Genomic DNA, 17,218 nt, shown 5'->3' with positions numbered 1-17,218 from the left:
CGATGGGTTTCGCGCCATGCCGGCTAACCTCGCACGCAACGCGCTGTCGAAGCCACGCGAAGGTCTGATCGCGCGCGACGTGCATCGTCGGCGGAACGCGGGATTTACGTTGCTCGAACTGATGATCGTGGTCGTGCTGATCGTGGGCAGCGCGGCGCTGGCTGCGATGGTGATCGGCGATCGCATGCCTGGGCAGCAGTTGCGCGGCGCCGCACGCGAGGTCGCGGCGCAGTTGCGCTACACGCGGGCGCAGGCCATCGCCAGCGGACGCCCGCAGGTATTTACTCTGGACGCGCGTACCCGCCAGTGGCTCGGGCCGCAACGACGTCATGGCGAGCTGCCGCCCGAAATCGAGATCAAGGCGACGACGGCGCGCATCGAACAGCGCCAGGCGGATTCGGCCAGCGTGCGTTTCTTCCCGCAGGGCTCCTCCACCGGCGGTCGTTTCGTCCTGTATCGCGAACGCGCCGCTTGGCAGGTCGACATCGATTGGCTGACCGGGCAGGTCAACCTCAGTCGCACCGAGCCGCCGCGATGAGGCGCACGGCCGTGGTTTCGCGCCAGGACGGTTTCACCTTGCTGGAGGTGATGCTCGCCTTCGTACTGCTTTCTACGGCGTTGGCCCTGCTGATCGCGATGCTGTCCAACGGATTGCGCCAGGTGCGTCAGGCGCAGGACGAAACGGAGGCGACGTTGTTCGCGCAGTCCCTGTTCGAACAGATCGGTACGCTGGAGGCATTGAAAGCGGGCGTGCGCGAGGGCGAATTCGCCGGTGGACGCTACCGCTACCGGCTGACGGTGGAGCGGGTTCCCGATCCCTTGCCGGTGTCGGCGGCGCCAAGCCGCAGCGCGGCACTGGAATCGCTGGATTCCGCGCAACTGTTCCGTATCGACCTTCAGGTGCAATGGGGCGAAGGCGGGGCTGCGCAGCGCTTGAACTTCGTCACCCTGCGGGCTCGCGCGGCCGATGGCCAGGAATCGGGAGGCGATTCGTGATGCGGCGCGCGCGCCAACATTCCGGATTCACCTTGATCGAAGTGGTCGTCGCGCTGACCTTGTTCGTGGCGGCGCTGGTGCTGGTGTTCGGGCTCGTGCGCAGCGCGAGCCGGGCGACCGAACGCGCCGAGGCCACGGCCCAGCGCAGCGAACGCATGCGTGCAGTCCAGGGCCTGCTGCGTTCGCAACTGGCGGCGGCGATGCCGATGCCGATGCGCGTCGATGCGGAGTCCGGCGAAGCGGTTTTCCTCGTCGGCGAAGGAAGCAGCGTGGAATTCGTCGGCAACATGCCCGGTTACCTTGCGCGCGGCGGGCCGTACTGGCAGAGATTCGATCTCGTGCGTGGCGACAAGGGCCTGCAACTGCGCTTCCAGTTCCGGCAGATGACGCCGGATGGGCCGCTGGACGCCGAGAGACCGCCGCAGGTGCTGCTGGACGGCATACGCGATGCCAGTTTCGAATACCGTAGCCTGGACGATGAGATGAAGCCGGGACCGTGGACGGACGAATGGACGTATCGCGCCATGCTGCCGCCGCTGGTGCGATTGAAATTGCGTTTCGAAGACGAAACCCGCCTCTGGCCTGAGTTCGTCAGCCAGCTGCGCCTGGGTTCCAGCTACGGTTACGGCCCCTCGCCGCAGGCCGGCGATGGATTCGTGCCGCGTCAGGGAGATCTGACGCAATGAGGCGCGGGCAGAATCGCGGTGCGGCCTTGTTGATGGTGCTGTGGCTGCTGGTGCTGCTGATCGCGCTATTGAGCGTGTTCGCCCTCAGCGCGAGGACGGAAGGCCTGCAGGCGCATTACCTGGCGCGCAGCGCCGCCGCCCGTTATGCGGCCGAAGCCGGCCTGGAACTGGCCGTGTTGCGTCTGCAGAGCGACGACGACGCGCGCCGCTGGGTCGGCGACGGACGGCCGTACCGGTTTTCGTTCGAGGACGAGGCGATCGAAGTGCGCATCGTCGACGAAACCGGCAAGGTCGACCTGAATGCGGCCACCGCCGATCTGTTGATCGGTTTGATGCGCGCCCTCGGTACCGATGAGCTGCGCGCGCAGGCGATCGCGGGCGCCATCATCGATTTCCGCGACAGCGACGACCTGCTCAATGCCGTCGGTGGCGCCGAGGACCGCGAGTACTCGGCGGCGGGTTTGCCTTACGGCGCGAAGGACGCCGGTATCGCGACGATCGAAGAACTGCAGCAGGTACTGGGCATGGACGCCGAGTTGTACCGGCGCATGCGGCCTTACCTCACCGTGCATTCGGGCCAGGTGCGGCCGGACCCCACCTACGCCCAGGCCCCGGTGCTGGAGGCCATGGGCCTGACCCCGGACGAGGTGAATCGCATCGTGACCGCTCGCGAGCAGCCGCTGGGGCAGGGGCTTCCGGCCCGGCCGGATGGCGGCGAACTCGCCCCGCGCGGCACGGGCACGTATAGTATTTCCAGCCGCGCGACCCGTCGCGACGGCACCCAGGCCCGAATCACCATGACGCTGCGTCTTGGCGGCAATGGTGCTTCGGGCTCGTTATATACGCCTCTGGCCTTGCTGGAGGGAGATTCGGACTGATGCCCGCCAGCCCTGCTTTTTCCAACGCCGTGCAACCTCTGCGCACCCGTTTGCTCGACAGTCCGCTGCCGGGTTGGTGGGACGCCGGGGTCGAGGCCGTGGCGGGATTGCTGCCGCAAGGCTTGAGGCGGCGCATTGGTGCGCAGAAGCGCGCCTTGCTGCTTTCGCTGTCCGGCGAAACGCTGCGCCTTCGCGCCGAGACCGACCGTCGCATCGTCGAGCTCGGTAACTTGCCGATGGATGCGGAACTGCTGGCGAACCTGCGGGCCCGCCTGGATGCGCAGGCAGGTGGCGTCGGTCGCTGGTTGCTGCTCGATCCTTCGCAGGTGTTGCGCCGATCGTTGACGCTGCCGTCGTCGGCGGAACCGCGGTTGCGCGAGGTGCTGGCCCACGAGATCGACCGGCAAACGCCATTCCCGGCCGACCAGGTCGTGTTCGAAACGCGCGTGCTGGGCCGGGACACGGCGACCAAACAGCTTCAGGTCGAGCTGGTGGTCGTGCCGCGTGCGGTGCTGGACGCGCAACTCGAAGCGCTGGGCCCGCTGGCCGATCGCCTGGTCGGCGTGGACGTCGCCGACGGCGAAGGCGCGCGTCTCGGCGTGAACCTGTTGCCGACGGCGCAACGCGGTGCGGGCGGCGATCGCGATCGTTGGCTCAACCGCGGCCTCGTCGTCGCGACCGTGCTGCTCCTGCTGATGGCGATGCTGCAGGTGCTCGACAACCGCCGCACCGCGCTGGCCGAGGTGCGGCAGCGCGTGGACGAGGCGAACAAGCAGATCGTCGGCGTGCGTCTGCTGCGCAACAGCCTCGGCAGTTCGCGCCAGGCCGCCGACTTCCTGGCGAAGAAGCGCGGGCAACAGCCGACCATGCTCGAACTCCTGGCCGACCTGACGCGACGCATTCCGGACGGAACCTCGCTGGAAAAACTTGCGGTCAACCAGGGCAAGATCGTCATGATCGGCCAGAGCCAGGAGGCGCCGGCGCTGGTCGGATTGCTGCAAGGCTCGTCCCTGATTCGCACGCCGGCCCTGGCCGGCGCCGTGCAGCGCGATGTGCGCACCGGCAAGGATCGTTTTACCCTCACCGCCAATATGGTCGGTGCCACGGCGGAGGTGCGCGATGGCGGTCAGCGCTAATCGCAACCGTGCCGGCGTTCTTGCCGCCGTCCTGTTGTTCCTCGTCGTCGCCTATCTGGCGCTGGTGCACTGGTGGTTCACCGCGCCGCTGCTGTCGATGAGCGATGAGCTCGACAGCCTGCGCCAGCAGGAACAAGAGCTCAGGCTGGAGCTCGCGCAGCGTCCGCAGTTCGAACAGCAGCTCGCCCAGGTCCGCGAATTCGAAGCCGCCAATCCCGGCTTCCTGCCCGAAGCGAACAAGGAGCTGGCCAGTGCCGCCCTCGTGCAGCGCCTGGAGCAGGTGGTGGGAAGCGCGAGCGCGAACCCGAACGCCTGCCAGATCACGGCGCGCACGCCGTCCGAAGCCACCGAAAAAGAACAATTCCAGCGCGTCGTCGTGCAGGTTCGCCTGCGCTGCGGCATGGCCGAGTTCGCGACCGTGCTGCATGCGCTCGAAGGCGGGCAGCCGCAGTTGTTCGTCGACAACGTCGACCTGCTTTCGCGACGCAGCTACCTGGCTGCCGGCGCCGATGTCGGTGGCGCCGCGATCGACGTCGGCTTCGATCTGTACGGCTATATCAAGTCGCCGCCGGGAACGGGACCATGAGCGATTCCCTGCGCCCGGCGACCTGGCTGCTCGGTACCGCCTGCCTGTGGGCGGCGGCCGTATTCGGGTTGGCGCTCGCCGGCCTCGGTTCGCGGGTCGCACCGACGACGCTGCCGAAAGAAGGCGTTCCGACGCTTCCCAAGCTCGTGCTGCAGTCGGCGCCCTCGCGGCTGGGTCCGATGGGCGACTACTTCGACGTCGGCGCGCGCCCATTGCTGGCGCCCGATCGTCGTCCGTCCCCCGTCGCGGCGGCGGAAGGCACCAGCGATTTCGACGCCGTGCTGACCAGCGTGCTGATCACGCCGCAGCTGCGGCTGGCGATCCTGACCGACAAGCAGAACGGCAACAGTCGACGCGTTCGTCTGGGCGAAACGGTGACCGGCACGAACTGGCAGTTGGTGCAGCTCGATCCGCGACGCGCCGTGCTCGAAGGCCCGTCCGGGCAGCGCACGCTGGACCTGCGCGTGTTCGACGGCAATGGCGGCAGCGCTCCGACCGAGGTCGCGCCCGTGAACGAAGCCGAGGCTTCGACGCCGGCGCAGGACGCCAAGGCCGCGCCGGTCGCCGCCCAGCCGCCTCCGCCGCCGAAGCCGCAGGCCGCGCCGTCGCCGCCGAGCGCCCAAACCCAGGAAGACCAGGTGGCGGAAATCCGTCGCCGGATCGAGGCGCGCCGCGCCCAGATGCGTGCCGATGCGGCGCGCGAAGCACAGCAAAGCAAGAAGGACTAACGGTATCCCCATGAAAGCATCGTCCCGTTTCCTGCCGATGAGCCTGATGATCCTGTCGGCCTTGCTGACTGCCTGCGCGACCGCCACGGCGCCGCGCATGGAGCGCAATCCGGTCTTGCTGCAGCCCTCGGCGCAGGACGCCAACGGCACCGCCATCGGTTCCGGTGAAGACAAGCCCGCCTCGCGCATCACCCGCGGCAATGGCCAGCTGATCAACGAGCGCGTCGCCTCGGCGCCGCCGCCGAGCCTGGGCACGACCGGCGAAGCGACCTTCAATTTCGAGGGCGAATCGGTGCATGCCGTGGTCAAGGCGATCCTCGGCGACCTGCTGCAGCAGAACTACGTCATCGCGCCGGGCGTGCAGGGCACGGTGACATTGGCGACGCCGAAACCGGTGAGTCCGGCGCAGGCGCTCTCGCTCCTGGAAATGGTGCTGGGCTGGAACAATGCCCGTCTGATCTGGAGCGACGGCCGTTACAACGTGGTGCCGGCCGACCAGGCCGTGGCCGGCAACCTGTCGCCGCGCACGGGCTCGGCGGCCAATGCGCGCGGCTTCGAAGTGCGCGCGGTGCCGTTGCGTTTCATCTCGGCCACCGAGATGGAAAAACTGCTCAAGCCCTATGCGCGCGACCGCGCCGTCGTGCAGGTCGACAATGCGCGCAATCTCATCGTGTTGGCCGGCACGCGCGCGGAGTTGCAGAACTACATGCGCACGGTCGAGATTTTCGACGTCGATTGGTTGGCCGGCATGTCGGTCGGCGTGTTCCCGCTGCAATCGGGCGACGCCGGCAAGATGGTCGGCGAACTTGAGAAGGTGTTCGGCGAGGGCGGCAAGACGCCGATCTCGGGCATGTTCCGTTTCATGCCGTTGGAAAGCCAGAACGCGGTGATGGTGATCACCTCGCAGCCGCGCTACCTCGGCGAAGTCGAGAGCTGGATCGAACGCATGGATGCCGGCGGCGACGGCGCCCGTCTCTACGTGTACGACGTGCAGTACATGAAGGCGACGGACCTGGCGCAACAGCTGGCATCGGTCTATGGCGGCGGTGGTGGCGGAAGCTACGGCGGCGGCGCGCCTTCGCTGATGCCGGGCCTGGAACCGGTGGAAGTGCGCACCACCGATATGCCGCCTGCCGGCAACGATTCGCCGTCGTCTTCGAACGGCGCATCCTCCACGACCCTGACGATCGGCGGCAGCGAAGTCGGCGTCAGTGCGGTCGAGGAGAGCAACGCGCTGCTCGTGCGCGCCAGCCCCGGCCAATGGGAGTCGATCCGCCGCGCGATCGAGAAACTGGACACGATGCCGCTGCAGGTGCACGTGGAAGCGCAGGTGGTCGAGGTGAAACTGACCGGCGACCTCAGCTATGGCGTCAGCTGGTTCTTCGGCAATGCCGTGCCGGCTGCGAACCAGGCCGCCACCAACGCCTTCAACGATTGGCACAACACCGCCACGAGCATCCAGCCGGCGACCAACGGCGCCAGCTTCACCTTCCTCGGCCCGAGCGCGCAGGCGATCCTCAGCACGCTCGACTCCGTGTCCGACCTGCGCGTGTTGTCGGCGCCATCGGTGCTGGTGCGCAGCAATGTCGAGGCCGATTTCAACTCCGGCCAGCAGATTCCCGTCGCCAGCACGATCATCAACAACGACAGCAACACCAATATCGACAACAGCTACAGCCAGGTGCAGTTCCGCCAGACCGGCATCAGCCTCAAGGTGAAGCCGCGCGTCGGCAAGAACGGCATGGTCTTCATGGAGATCGTGCAGGACGTCAGTTCGCCCTCGGCCACCGGCCCGGTGATCGGCGGCAACGTCAGCGTCGACAACAACAAACTCAAGACCGAAGTCGCCGTGCAGAACGGCGAGACGGTGATGCTGGCCGGCCTGATCAAGACCGAAGACGGCAACGGCAGCTCCGGTATTCCCTACCTGAGCCGCATCCCGGTGATCGGGGCCCTGTTCGGCAAGCAGACGCGCGTGCAGAACCGCAGCGAGGTCCTGGTGCTGATCACGCCCACCGTGGTGCGCGATCCGTCCGAAGCGCGCAAGCTCACCGACGAGTACGGCGAGCGCTTCCGCGCGCTGGAACCGCTGCGCAAGCAGCAGTCACAGGGCAACAAGCGCTGACCGGTGCCGTCGGGCCCGAACCTTCCCGTACGCCGCCCGTTCATCCGGGCGGGGTAAGCTTCGCCGATGACCGACGATTCCCCCCTCGTCCTCGTCTGCCTTCGCAACGCCGCCGGCGAACTCGACGGTTGCCTGGCCTCGCTCGACCGCGACCTTTCTCCGCGCGATGAGATCGGCCTGGTCGGCGATGCGTCGATCGATCCGCAGATCCTCGCCCTGGTCGCGCGCTGGCGCGAAGGGACGCGCCTGCGGGTCGGCGAATACTTCCACGATGCCGAAGCCGGTCCGGTGGCCGCCTGCAACGCCGCGCTGCAGACGCTTGGCGAACGCGACGCAGTCCTGCTGCATCCGGCGATGCGCGGCACCCACGGCTGGTTGCCGCGCCTGCGCCGTGCGGCGGCCGATCCCCGGCTGGCGACCTTGTCGCCCTGGTCGAACGATGCCGAGTTCCTGTCGTATCCGAGGTTCTGCGAAGCGAATCCACCGCCGGAACGGCCGGACGAAATCGCCGAGGCCGCCGCCGCCTGGCCCGAAGCCGCCGATGTCGAACTGCCTGGTGCGGCCGGCGTGGCGATGTTCCTGCGCGGTCGCGCCGTTCGCCAGCTCGGTGGCCTCGATGCCGAGAGTTTTTCCAGCCTGACCGGCGCGCTGGGCGATTTCTCCCGGCGCGCCGCCGCCATGGGCTGGCGCAATGGTTTTTGCCCGGGCGTATTCGCGGTGAATGCGACCGGCGCGGCGACCGGCGCCAGCGGCGAGGACCTGCAGCGGCTGATGGTGCGCTGGCCGGAATTCCAGGAGCAGGTCGCGCGTTTCGTGATGGACGATCCGATGCGCGTCTGGCGCGATCGCCTTTCGGCGCGCATCGCCGAACTCGGCCAGCAGGGCCCGCAGCGCGACCTGTTCGGGCCGTCGCCATGACGACGAACGAATCACGCCACTCGTTCCAGGGCCAGCTGATCGGCGTCGGACGCGGACGCAAGCCCAGCGATCTCGGCGTGGTCATCGTCGGCTTCGAATCCGCCTCCACGATCGAGGATTGCATCCGTCGCGTACTGCGCGAGCCGTCGGTGCGCCGGGTGATCGTGGTGGACAACGCCTCCGGCGACGATACCGCCGCACGCGCCGAGGCGATCGCCAGTCGCGATCCGCGCGTGCGCGTGTCGCGCAACAGCGAAAACCGGGGCTTCGCCGCGGCCTGCAACCAGGGCGCCAGTGCGCTCGACACGCCCTGGGTCGCCTTCATCAATCCCGACTGTTTCGTCGAACTCGGCACGCTCGAGCGACTCGTCACGCTGGCGATCGATTGCGCCGGCGCCGGTCTGCTCGGCGTGGTGCAGGTCGACGAGGCCGGCGTCGAGGATCCCGCCAGCCGTCGTCGCGATGCGTCGCTGGTCGAGGCCATGCGCCATTTCGGCCGCAAACCGGACTGGTTCCTGGGTCGCGATCCGGCCGAGGACCTGCAGGAAGTCGAAGCGGTGTCCGGCGCGCTGATCCTGATGCCGCTCGGCCTGTTCCTCCAGCTCAGCGGCTTCGACGAGGATTACCTGATGCACTTCGAAGACCTCGATCTTTGCCGCCGCGTCCGTGCCGCCGGCTACGAAGTGCGCATCGCCAACAAGCTCAAGACCACGCATGTGCGCGGCGTATCCAGCCGTGCGCGGCCCTTATGGGTGCATTGGCAGAAATACCGCAGCTTCTGGCGCTACTTCGAGAAGTTCGAGGACGAGGAGATCGACGAGCCGCAACGCACCGGTTTGCGACTCGGACTGTGGGCGCATTTCGTCGCGACGCTGCCCAAGGCCTTGCTCGGTCGTTCCTGAGCCGGGGCGCGCGGCTCAGCGGTTGCGGTTGATCTGCTCGCGCAACAGCATGGCGGCATTACGCGCGGCATCGGCGAAGTCCTCGCCCTGGCTCGCATACAGGATCGCGCGCGAGGAACTGACCATCAGGCCGGTGCCATCGGCGGTCTTCGCATTGAGGACGAGCGCATCGACGTCGCCACCCTGCGCGCCGACGCCCGGCACGAGGAACGGAAGGTCGCCGACGACGGAGCGCACCTCGGCCAACTGCTGCGGCCAGGTCGCGCCGACGACGAGGGCGCAATTGCCGTTCGTATTCCATTCCTGCGCGACTTTTTCCGCCACGTGGCGATACAACGGGCGACCGTCGATGAGCAGGTCCTGCAGGTCGCCGGCACCCGGGTTCGAGGTGCGGCACAGGATGATCACGCCCTTGTCGGCGCGGTCTAGGAAGGGCTGCACCGAATCGCGGCCGAGGTAGGGATTCACCGTCACCGCGTCGGCGCCGAAACGCTCGAAGGCTTCGATCGCGTAGTTCTGCGCCGTGCTGCCGATGTCGCCGCGTTTCGCATCGAGGATCACCGGCACGCCCGGATGGTTGGCATGGATATGCTCGATCAGCCGTGCCAGTGCGTATTCGGCGCCGAGTGCGGCGAAGTGGGCGATCTGCGGCTTGAAGGCGCAGACCAGGTCGGCGGTCGCATCGACGATGGCGCGACCGAATTCGAAGACGGCGTCGGGATGTTCGCGCAGCGGGGCCGGGAACTTCGCCGGTTCGGGATCGAGGCCGACGCAGACCAGGGAGTTCGCGTCGATCCAACGCTTGCGCAGGGCTTGCGAGAAGTTCATCGATGCCTCCGGAAGGTCAGTACACGAGCGCCATGCGCGCGAGCATGGCAAGTAAGAACAGCACGAAAGCTGCGGTACGCGCGAGTATCAACAGATAGAGTCGACGGCCACGCAGACGCAACGAAGCGTCGCCCAGCGCGTCGTAGCCATGGTGCTTGAGATAATCCATCTGCGAGATCGGCAGCGGATCGTAGTTCTCGTAGTGCCGGCGGCGTATCGAATCGATCCAGTCGCGCGGCCGTGGTTCCTTCCAATCGATGGCGACGAAGAATCTCTCGCCGACCCTCGCAGAGGCGATGCCTAACAACACCGTCGCTATGCCCGAGGCCCAGCACAAGAACGTCACGACGCCGAGTACGAGAGGCGTGCGCAGCGGCTCGATCATGGCATCCGGATCGAGCATCCCGCTGCTTACTTAAGCGCCTTGTAACGCAGACGGTGCGGCCTGGCGCCTTCTTCGCCGAGACGACGCTTCTTGTCTTCCTCGTATTCCTTGTAGTTGCCCGGGAAGAACTCGACGTGCGAGTCGCCTTCGAAGGCCAGGATGTGCGTGGCGATGCGGTCGAGGAACCAGCGATCGTGCGAGATGACCATCGCGCAACCCGGGAACTCCAGCAGCGCATCTTCCAGCGCACGCAAGGTCTCCACGTCGAGATCGTTCGAGGGTTCGTCGAGCAGCAGCACGTTGCCGCCCTGCAGCAGGGTCTTGGCCAGGTGCAGGCGACCACGCTCGCCGCCGGACAGGGTGCCGACGAGTTTCTGCTGGTCGGCCCCCTTGAAATTGAAGCGACCGATGTAGGCGCGCGACTGGATCTCGACCTTGCCGATAGTGATGATGTCCGAGCCGCCCGACACTTCTTGCCAGACGTTCTTCTCGCCTTCGAGCTTGTCGCGACTCTGGTCGACATAGGCGACCTTGACGGTGTGGCCGATGTTCACTTCGCCCTGGTCGGGCTTCTCGGCGCCGGTGATCATCTTGAACAGCGTCGACTTGCCGGCGCCGTTGGGGCCGATGATGCCGACGATCGCGCCTGGTGGTACCTGGAAGCTAAGATCGTCGATCAGCAGACGGTCGCCGAAGCTCTTCGAGACGTTCTTGAACTCGATTACGCGGTCGCCGAGGCGCTCGCCCGGCGGAATGAAGATCTCGTTCGTCTCGTTGCGCTTCTGGTATTCCTGCGAGTTCAGTTCCTCGAAGCGGGCGAGGCGGGCCTTGCCCTTCGAGCGGCCGCCCTTGGCGTTCTGCCGCACCCACTCGAGTTCCTTGGCCAACGCTTTCTGTCGCGCCTTTTCGGCCGACTCTTCGCGCTTGAGGCGATCGCCCTTCTGTTCCAGCCACGCCGTGTAGTTGCCCTTCCACGGAATGCCGCGGCCGCGGTCGAGTTCGAGGATCCATTCGGCGGCGTTGTCGAGGAAGTAGCGGTCGTGGGTGACGGCCACCACGGTGCCCGGGAAGCGCGTCAGGAACTGTTCGAGCCACTCCACCGATTCGGCGTCGAGATGGTTGGTCGGTTCGTCGAGCAGCAACATGTCGGGCTTGGACAGCAGCAGGCGGCACAGCGCCACGCGGCGCTTCTCGCCGCCGGACAGCGGACCGATCTTGGCGTCCCAGGGCGGGATGCGCAGCGCATCCGCAGCGACTTCGAGCTGCTGTTCGAGCGTATCGGCGTCGCCACTGGCGAGGATCGCTTCCAGGCGCTGCTGCTGCGCCGCGAGTTTGTCGAAGTCGGCGCCTTCTTCGGCATAGGCGGCATAGACGGCGTCGAGCGCGGCCTGGGCATTCAGCAGCTCGCCCACGCCTTCTTCGACGGCCTGGCGCACGGTGTGTTCGGGATTGAGCTTCGGTTCCTGCTCCAGGTAGCCGACCTTGATGCCCGGCTGCGGGCGAGCCTCGCCCTGATAATCCTGGTCGACGCCGGCCATGATGCGCAGCACCGTGGACTTGCCGGCGCCGTTCAGACCGAGCAGGCCGATCTTGGCGCCCGGGAAGAAGCTCAGCGAGATGTCCTTGATGATTTCGCGCTTCGGCGGCACGGTCTTGCTCACGCCGATCATGGTGTAGATGTATTGCATGGTCTTCCTCGGGCTTCGCTCGCGCGCGGCCGGCGGCCCGGAAGGGGCCGTCGACGACAGGGCGGTAGGGCGGCGATTATCGCGGAAAGGCAGCTTTTTTGCGAGTTCGCCGGGCATGCCGATGGCCCTAAACCCGCGCCGGCGCTACAATTTCGCCTCTCTCCGCCCTCCCGAGGACCGCCGAATGTTCCCCCGCGACATGCGCATTGCCGGCTACGACGACGCCCTGGCCAAGGCCATCGAATCCGAACGCAGCCGCCAGGAGGACCACGTCGAGCTGATTGCGTCGGAAAACTACGCGTCCCCGCGCGTGCTGGAAGCGCAGGGCAGCGTGCTGACCAACAAGTACGCCGAAGGCTACCCGGGCAAGCGCTATTACGGCGGCTGCGAGTTCGTCGACATCGCCGAGAAGCTGGCGATCGAGCGCGTGAAGCAGTTGTTCGGCGCCGATTACGCCAACGTGCAGCCGCATTCGGGCTCGCAGGCGAACCAGGCCGTGTATTTCGCGCTGCTGAGCCCGGGCGACACGATCCTCGGCATGTCGCTCGCGCACGGCGGCCATCTCACCCACGGCGCCAGCGTCAACATCAGCGGCAAGCTGCTCAAGGCCGTGCAGTACGGCGTGAACGAGCAGGGTCTGATCGATTACGACGAAGTCGAGCGCCTCGCGCTCGAGCACAAGCCGAAGATGGTCGTCGCCGGGTTCTCGGCCTACTCGCGCGTCGTCGACTGGGCGCGCTTCCGCGCCATCGCTGACAAGATCGGCGCCTATCTGTTCGTCGACATGGCGCATGTCGCCGGCCTGGTCGCAGCCGGCGTCTACCCGAATCCGGTACCGCATGCGCACGTCGTCACCTCGACCACGCACAAGACGCTGCGCGGCCCGCGCGGCGGCATCATCGTCGCCAAGGCCAACGAGGAGATCGAGAAGAAGCTGCAGTCGATCGTTTTTCCCGGCATCCAGGGCGGCCCGCTGATGCACGTCATCGCCGCCAAGGCGCTCGCTTTCAAGGAGGCGCTGGATCCGGCCTTCACCGAATACCAGCAGCAGGTGGTGAAGAATGCGCAGGCGATGGCGAAGACGATCATCTCGCGTGGCTACAAGATCGTCTCCGGCGGCACCGAGAACCATTTGATGCTCGTCGACATGATCGGCAAGGGCATCACCGGCAAGGATGCCGAGGCGGCTTTGGGCAAGGCGCACATCACCGTGAACAAGAACGCGGTACCGAACGATCCGCAGAAGCCCTTCGTCACCTCGGGCCTGCGCATCGGCACGCCGGCCGTCACGACGCGTGGCTACAAGGAGCCCGACTGCGTGGCGCTGGCGAACTGGATGTGCGACGTACTCGACGCCCCGAACGACGACAAGGTCATCGCCGGCGTACGCGAGAACGTGACGCTGCAGTGCAAGCAGTTTCCCGTCTATGGATAAGAAACGAGTGAATAAGAACGAAAAACGAGTGGGGAGGAACGAGGAACGAGTGTTATTCGCTCGCACCGGCGTTGCTTTCTCTCGTTTCTCTTTTCTCTCCACTCTTTCCTAGCTCATGCATTGCCCCTTCTGCCAGCACGAAGACACCCGCGTGATCGATTCGCGTGTTTCCGAGGATGGTTCGACCATCCGTCGCCGGCGCGAGTGCGAGTCCTGCGGCGAACGTTTCAATACCTTCGAGACGGCCGAGCTGAAGATGCCGACGCTGGTGAAGAGCGACGGTCGGCGCGAGAGTTTCGAAGAGCGCAAGCTGCGCACCGGTTTCGAGCGCGCCTTGCAGAAACGCCCGGTCTCGGCCGAACAGATCGATGCGGCCGTGCGCGGGGTCATCCATGCCCTGCGCATGAGCGGCGAGCGCGAGATCCCGTCGCGCAGGGTCGGCGTCTTCGTGATGGAAGAGCTGAAGAAGCTCGATCAGGTCGCTTACGTGCGTTTCGCCTCCGTCTACCGCCGCTTCGAGGACGTCGCCGATTTCCGCGAGGAGATCGAGCGTCTCGAGCGCGACCTGCCCGGACTCGCGACTGAGCAGCTGCCGCTGCTCGACGAGCCGCAGAAGAACAACAAACGTTGATGATGCGCATCGAACCGATCGCAGCGCACCCCGAGCGTGTCGCTGAACTGGCCGCCTGGCATCACGCGCAGTGGGCGCATCTGTACGACGACTGGACGCTGGCGGTGGCGATGCAGGAGCTGCGCGATCACGCCAGCCGTCGCGGTATTCCGACCACCTTGCTGCTGCTGGAGGGCGACAGCCTGCTTGGTTCGGTCAGCGTCGTGACGGAAGACGCGCCCGCCTTGCAGTTCATCGGCAGTCCCTGGCTGGCCAGCCTGTATGTCGTGCCGGAAGCGCGCGGTCGTGGGCTCGGCAAGGAGCTCGTGCTGGCGGCAGTGCGACTTGCCGCCGAAAACGATGTGCCGCGCCTGCTGCTGTTCACGCCCGAACATGCGGACTTCTACCGGCGCCTCGGTTGGCAGGCGTTTCGCCGCGAAGATCTGCTCGGTACGCCGGTCGATGTGATGGCCATCGAACCCCGGAGGCTCGCCGCATGAGTGGATTCAGCGCCGACGACCACGCGTTCATGGCCCGTGCGCTGCGCCTGGCCGAACGCGGCGTCTACACCACGCGCCCGAACCCGATGGTCGGCTGCGTGCTGGTGCAAGATGGCGCAGTCGTCGCCGAGGACTTCCATCGGCGTGCGGGCGAACCACATGCCGAAGCGCTTGCGCTGCAAGCGGCAGGAGAGCGGGCCCGTGGTGCCACCGCTTACGTGACCTTGGAGCCATGCGCGCACCAGGGCCGTACGCCGCCTTGCGCCGATGCCCTGGTGGCCGCCGGTGTTGCACGTGTCGTGGCCGCGACACGCGATCCGTACGCGCAAGTGGATGGAGCTGGCCTGGCGAAACTGCGCGAGACCGGCATCGCCGTCGAAACCGGATTGATGGAAGCTCAGGCACGCGAGCTCAATCGCGGATTTTTCTCGCGCATCGAGCGCGGCCGGCCTTGGCTCCGCATCAAGCTCGGCATGAGCCTGGACGGACGCACGGCCCTGGCCAGCGGCGAATCGAAATGGATCACGTCGGAGGCCGCGCGTCTCGATGTGCAGCATTGGCGCGCGCGCAGCGGGGCCTTACTGACGGCAAGCGGTACGGTGCTCGCCGACGATCCGCAGCTCACCGTGCGATTGCCCGAAGACAGGGAGGTGATGCCGCCGTTGCGCGTCGTTCTCGACCCGGGTTTGGCGACGGTGGCACGCGGTCGTGTTCGCGACGGTAGCGCGCCGACGCTGTACCTGCACGCTGCCGGCGCGCGTGCGCCCAGAGGCTTTTCCGGCGCCGAACTCGTGGCCTTGCCGAAGGCGGGCGAGGGCAGGCTCGATCTGGAGGCGGCGCTGAAGGAACTCGGCCGACGCGACATCAACGAAGTACAGGTGGAGGCAGGCGCCACGCTGGGCGGCGCCTTGCTGCAGGCGGGACTGGTCGACGAGCTGCTGCTCTATGTCGCGCCCGTCCTGCTCGGCGACAGCGCACGACCGCTGTTCGGCGGGCTCGACATCGCCAGCATGCGCGATCGCCTCGGTTGGCGTGTGGTCGATGCGCGCCGCATCGGCGACGACCACCGCTTCCTGCTGCGACCGGCACCGCAGGCGAGCTGATGTTCACGGGACTGATCCAGGCCGTGGGTCGCATCGCAAGCCGCGAAGCCCGCGGCGGTGATCTGCGGCTGGGCATCGCTGTCGGCGCCTTGCGCATGGACGATGTGCAGCTCGGCGAGAGTATTGCCGTCTCCGGCGTCTGCCTGACCGTCGTCGCTTTCGATGCCGAGAAATTCTTCGCCGATGTGTCGAACGAAACGCTGGCGCTGACGACCTTGGGGAGTCTGGCGGACGGCGCGCCGGTCAATCTGGAGCGCTCGCTTCGTGCGAGCGATCACCTCGGCGGCCATCTGGTCGCCGGCCATGTCGACGGCGTCGGCGCGGTCGAGCGCATCGTCGAGGACGGGCGTTCGCAGCGCTGGCGTTTCGCAGCGCCGAAAGCCCTTCTGCGCTACATCGCCGTGAAGGGTTCGATCGCCGTGGATGGCGTCAGTCTCACGGTGAACTCCGCCGACGATCGCGGCTTCGAGGTGAACCTGGTGCCGCATACGGTGGCGCACACGGCCTTCGCAGCGACCACGGCGGGTTCGCCGGTGAACCTGGAAATCGATGTCGTGGCGCGTTACGTCGAACGCCTCGCGACCACCAAGGACTGGACATGAGTTTCGCTTCCGTTCCCGAACTGCTGGCCGACATCCGTGCCGGTCGCATGGTCGTTGTCGTCGATGACGAGGATCGCGAGAACGAAGGCGACCTGATCATGGCCGCCGAGCTGGTGCGCCCGAGCGATATCAATTTCATGGTCACGCATGCGCGTGGCCTGGTCTGCCTGGCGCTGACGCGCGAGCGTTGCCGGCAACTGCAGTTGCCGCTGATGGTCAGCGACAACCGCTCGCCCTACCAGACCAACTTCACCGTCAGCATCGAGGCCGCCGAAGGCGTCAGTACCGGCATCTCCGCCTACGACCGCGCGCATACGATCCGCACCGCCGTGCGGCCCGATGCGAAGCCCGATGATTTGACCCAACCCGGGCATATCTTTCCGTTGATGGCGCAACCCGGCGGCGTGCTGACACGCACCGGGCATACCGAAGCGGCGAGCGATCTCGCCCTGCTGGCAGGGCTCGAACCGGCGGGCGTGCTGGTGGAGATTCTCAATGCCGATGGCAGCATGGCGCGTCGCCCGCAACTGGAGGCCTTCGCGGCCGAGCACGGTTTGAAGATCGGTTCGATCGAAGACCTGATCCGTTATCGCCTCGAAACCGAACATACGGTCGAGCGCGTGGACGAGCGCGTCATCGATACCGCACAGGGTCCGTTTCGGCTTCACACGTATCGCGATCGCCTGACGCACGAGCTGCACTTCGCATTGATCTGCGGCGAGCCGTCGGCGGACGCACCGACCCTGGTGCGCGTGCACGTGAAGAATCCGCTTTCCGACGTGCTGCACTGGCGCCGCGCGGATTTCGGCATCAGCGCGGCCGAGGCCATGGCGGCGGTGGCGAAGGAGGGCTGCGGCGTCGTCGTCGTGCTGGCCGAAACACTGGCGCCGGCCGACCTGCTGGCCCGCATCGGCGAGCTCCCGGAGACCGAGGCCGGCAAGACGGCGCAATGGCGCCGCAACGGCGCGGGTGCCCAAATACTGGCCGACCTGGGTCTGAAGCGCCTGCGCGTGCTCGGCACGCCGCGCCGGCAGATCGGGCTGGCTGGCTACGGCCTGGAAGTGGTCGAGTACGTGCGCCTGGCCACCGACTGAGCCCTCGGGCGCGTCCGC

General features: G+C 66.7%; 19 protein-coding genes. 16 read left to right on the top strand and 3 right to left on the bottom strand.

Going from position 1 to position 17,218, the window contains the following annotated elements; genetic code table 11:
* Positions 1 to 16 precede the first annotated feature (16 nt).
* The 10 genes from QM707_RS08730 to QM707_RS08685 all read left to right on the top strand — a co-directional run bounded on the left by QM707_RS08730 (position 17) and on the right by QM707_RS08685 (position 8,955).
* The gene (locus QM707_RS08730; RefSeq protein WP_415001461.1) at positions 17 to 538 is read left to right on the top strand and encodes a GspH/FimT family pseudopilin; all 522 of its coding nucleotides are present in this window, start codon (positions 17 to 19) and stop codon (positions 536 to 538) included.
* Positions 535 to 996: a type IV pilus modification PilV family protein gene (locus tag QM707_RS08725; RefSeq protein WP_415001460.1), complete on the top strand. Its 462-nt coding sequence runs from the start codon at positions 535 to 537 to the stop codon at positions 994 to 996. The genes QM707_RS08730 and QM707_RS08725 overlap by 4 nt, the downstream gene beginning before the upstream one ends.
* Entirely contained in the window at positions 996 to 1,682 is a 687-nt protein-coding gene (locus QM707_RS08720; protein ID WP_415001459.1) for a prepilin-type N-terminal cleavage/methylation domain-containing protein, read from the top strand. The genes QM707_RS08725 and QM707_RS08720 overlap by 1 nt, the downstream gene beginning before the upstream one ends.
* Entirely contained in the window at positions 1,679 to 2,560 is an 882-nt protein-coding gene (locus QM707_RS08715) for a general secretion pathway protein GspK (protein WP_415001458.1), read from the top strand. Before QM707_RS08720 ends, QM707_RS08715 begins: the two co-directional genes overlap by 4 nt.
* Positions 2,560 to 3,696, top strand: coding sequence for a PilN domain-containing protein (locus QM707_RS08710; RefSeq protein WP_415001457.1), 1,137 nt, complete (start codon positions 2,560 to 2,562; stop codon positions 3,694 to 3,696). Before QM707_RS08715 ends, QM707_RS08710 begins: the two co-directional genes overlap by 1 nt.
* Entirely contained in the window at positions 3,680 to 4,282 is a 603-nt protein-coding gene (gspM, locus tag QM707_RS08705) for a type II secretion system protein GspM (protein WP_415001456.1), read from the top strand. Before QM707_RS08710 ends, gspM begins: the two co-directional genes overlap by 17 nt.
* Positions 4,279 to 5,010, top strand: coding sequence for a hypothetical protein (locus QM707_RS08700; RefSeq protein WP_415001455.1), 732 nt, complete (start codon positions 4,279 to 4,281; stop codon positions 5,008 to 5,010). Before gspM ends, QM707_RS08700 begins: the two co-directional genes overlap by 4 nt.
* A 4-nt stretch (positions 5,011 to 5,014) precedes the next feature.
* Positions 5,015 to 7,135: a type II secretion system secretin GspD gene (gene gspD, locus QM707_RS08695; RefSeq protein WP_415001832.1), complete on the top strand. Its 2,121-nt coding sequence runs from the start codon at positions 5,015 to 5,017 to the stop codon at positions 7,133 to 7,135.
* 66 nt (positions 7,136 to 7,201) lie between these two features.
* Entirely contained in the window at positions 7,202 to 8,053 is an 852-nt protein-coding gene (locus QM707_RS08690; protein ID WP_415001454.1) for a glycosyltransferase family 2 protein, read from the top strand.
* Entirely contained in the window at positions 8,050 to 8,955 is a 906-nt protein-coding gene (locus tag QM707_RS08685) for a glycosyltransferase family 2 protein (protein WP_415001453.1), read from the top strand. The genes QM707_RS08690 and QM707_RS08685 overlap by 4 nt, the downstream gene beginning before the upstream one ends.
* Before the next feature lie 15 nt (positions 8,956 to 8,970).
* Here the strand turns inward: QM707_RS08685 and pyrF are convergent, their stop codons facing one another.
* Genes pyrF through ettA form a run of 3 tightly spaced genes read right to left on the bottom strand, consistent with a single transcriptional unit; the run spans position 8,971 to position 11,856 of the window.
* Positions 8,971 to 9,783, bottom strand: a complete 813-nt coding sequence (gene pyrF, locus QM707_RS08680; RefSeq protein ID WP_415001452.1) for an orotidine-5'-phosphate decarboxylase — start codon at positions 9,781 to 9,783, stop codon at positions 8,971 to 8,973.
* 16 nt (positions 9,784 to 9,799) lie between these two features.
* A complete protein-coding gene (locus tag QM707_RS08675) occupies positions 9,800 to 10,168 on the bottom strand; it encodes a hypothetical protein (protein ID WP_415001451.1) in 369 nt (122 codons plus the stop codon).
* Positions 10,169 to 10,194: 26 nt separating this feature from the next.
* On the bottom strand, positions 10,195 to 11,856 hold the full coding sequence (gene ettA, locus QM707_RS08670; protein ID WP_415001450.1) for an energy-dependent translational throttle protein EttA: 1,662 nt from the start codon (positions 11,854 to 11,856) through the stop codon (positions 10,195 to 10,197).
* Positions 11,857 to 12,040: 184 nt separating this feature from the next.
* Between ettA and glyA the strand changes: the two genes are divergently transcribed.
* From glyA to ribB, 6 genes are all read left to right on the top strand, one after another.
* A complete protein-coding gene (gene glyA / locus QM707_RS08665; protein WP_415001449.1) occupies positions 12,041 to 13,291 on the top strand; it encodes a serine hydroxymethyltransferase in 1,251 nt (416 codons plus the stop codon).
* Between the two features lie 115 nt (positions 13,292 to 13,406).
* Positions 13,407 to 13,922 carry a transcriptional regulator NrdR gene (gene nrdR, locus QM707_RS08660; protein WP_415001448.1) on the top strand — a complete coding sequence of 172 codons (516 nt, stop codon included), beginning with the start codon at positions 13,407 to 13,409 and terminating at the stop codon, positions 13,920 to 13,922.
* Positions 13,922 to 14,401 (top strand): GNAT family N-acetyltransferase, encoded by a 480-nt coding sequence (locus QM707_RS08655; protein ID WP_415001447.1) that lies wholly within the window; start codon positions 13,922 to 13,924, stop codon positions 14,399 to 14,401. The genes nrdR and QM707_RS08655 overlap by 1 nt, the downstream gene beginning before the upstream one ends.
* Positions 14,398 to 15,504, top strand: coding sequence for a bifunctional diaminohydroxyphosphoribosylaminopyrimidine deaminase/5-amino-6-(5-phosphoribosylamino)uracil reductase RibD (gene ribD / locus QM707_RS08650; protein WP_415001446.1), 1,107 nt, complete (start codon positions 14,398 to 14,400; stop codon positions 15,502 to 15,504). The genes QM707_RS08655 and ribD overlap by 4 nt, the downstream gene beginning before the upstream one ends.
* On the top strand, positions 15,504 to 16,106 hold the full coding sequence (locus tag QM707_RS08645) for a riboflavin synthase (RefSeq protein ID WP_415001445.1): 603 nt from the start codon (positions 15,504 to 15,506) through the stop codon (positions 16,104 to 16,106). The genes ribD and QM707_RS08645 overlap by 1 nt, the downstream gene beginning before the upstream one ends.
* Positions 16,103 to 17,200, top strand: a complete 1,098-nt coding sequence (ribB, locus tag QM707_RS08640; RefSeq protein WP_415001444.1) for a 3,4-dihydroxy-2-butanone-4-phosphate synthase — start codon at positions 16,103 to 16,105, stop codon at positions 17,198 to 17,200. The genes QM707_RS08645 and ribB overlap by 4 nt, the downstream gene beginning before the upstream one ends.
* Positions 17,201 to 17,218: the final 18 nt, after the last annotated feature.

This window comes from Arenimonas sp., assembly GCF_047602345.1.
Lineage (GTDB): Bacteria > Pseudomonadota > Gammaproteobacteria > Xanthomonadales > Xanthomonadaceae > Arenimonas.
Note: the sequence above shows the minus strand (reverse complement) of the source record. Positions and strands in the feature narration are given on the sequence as shown.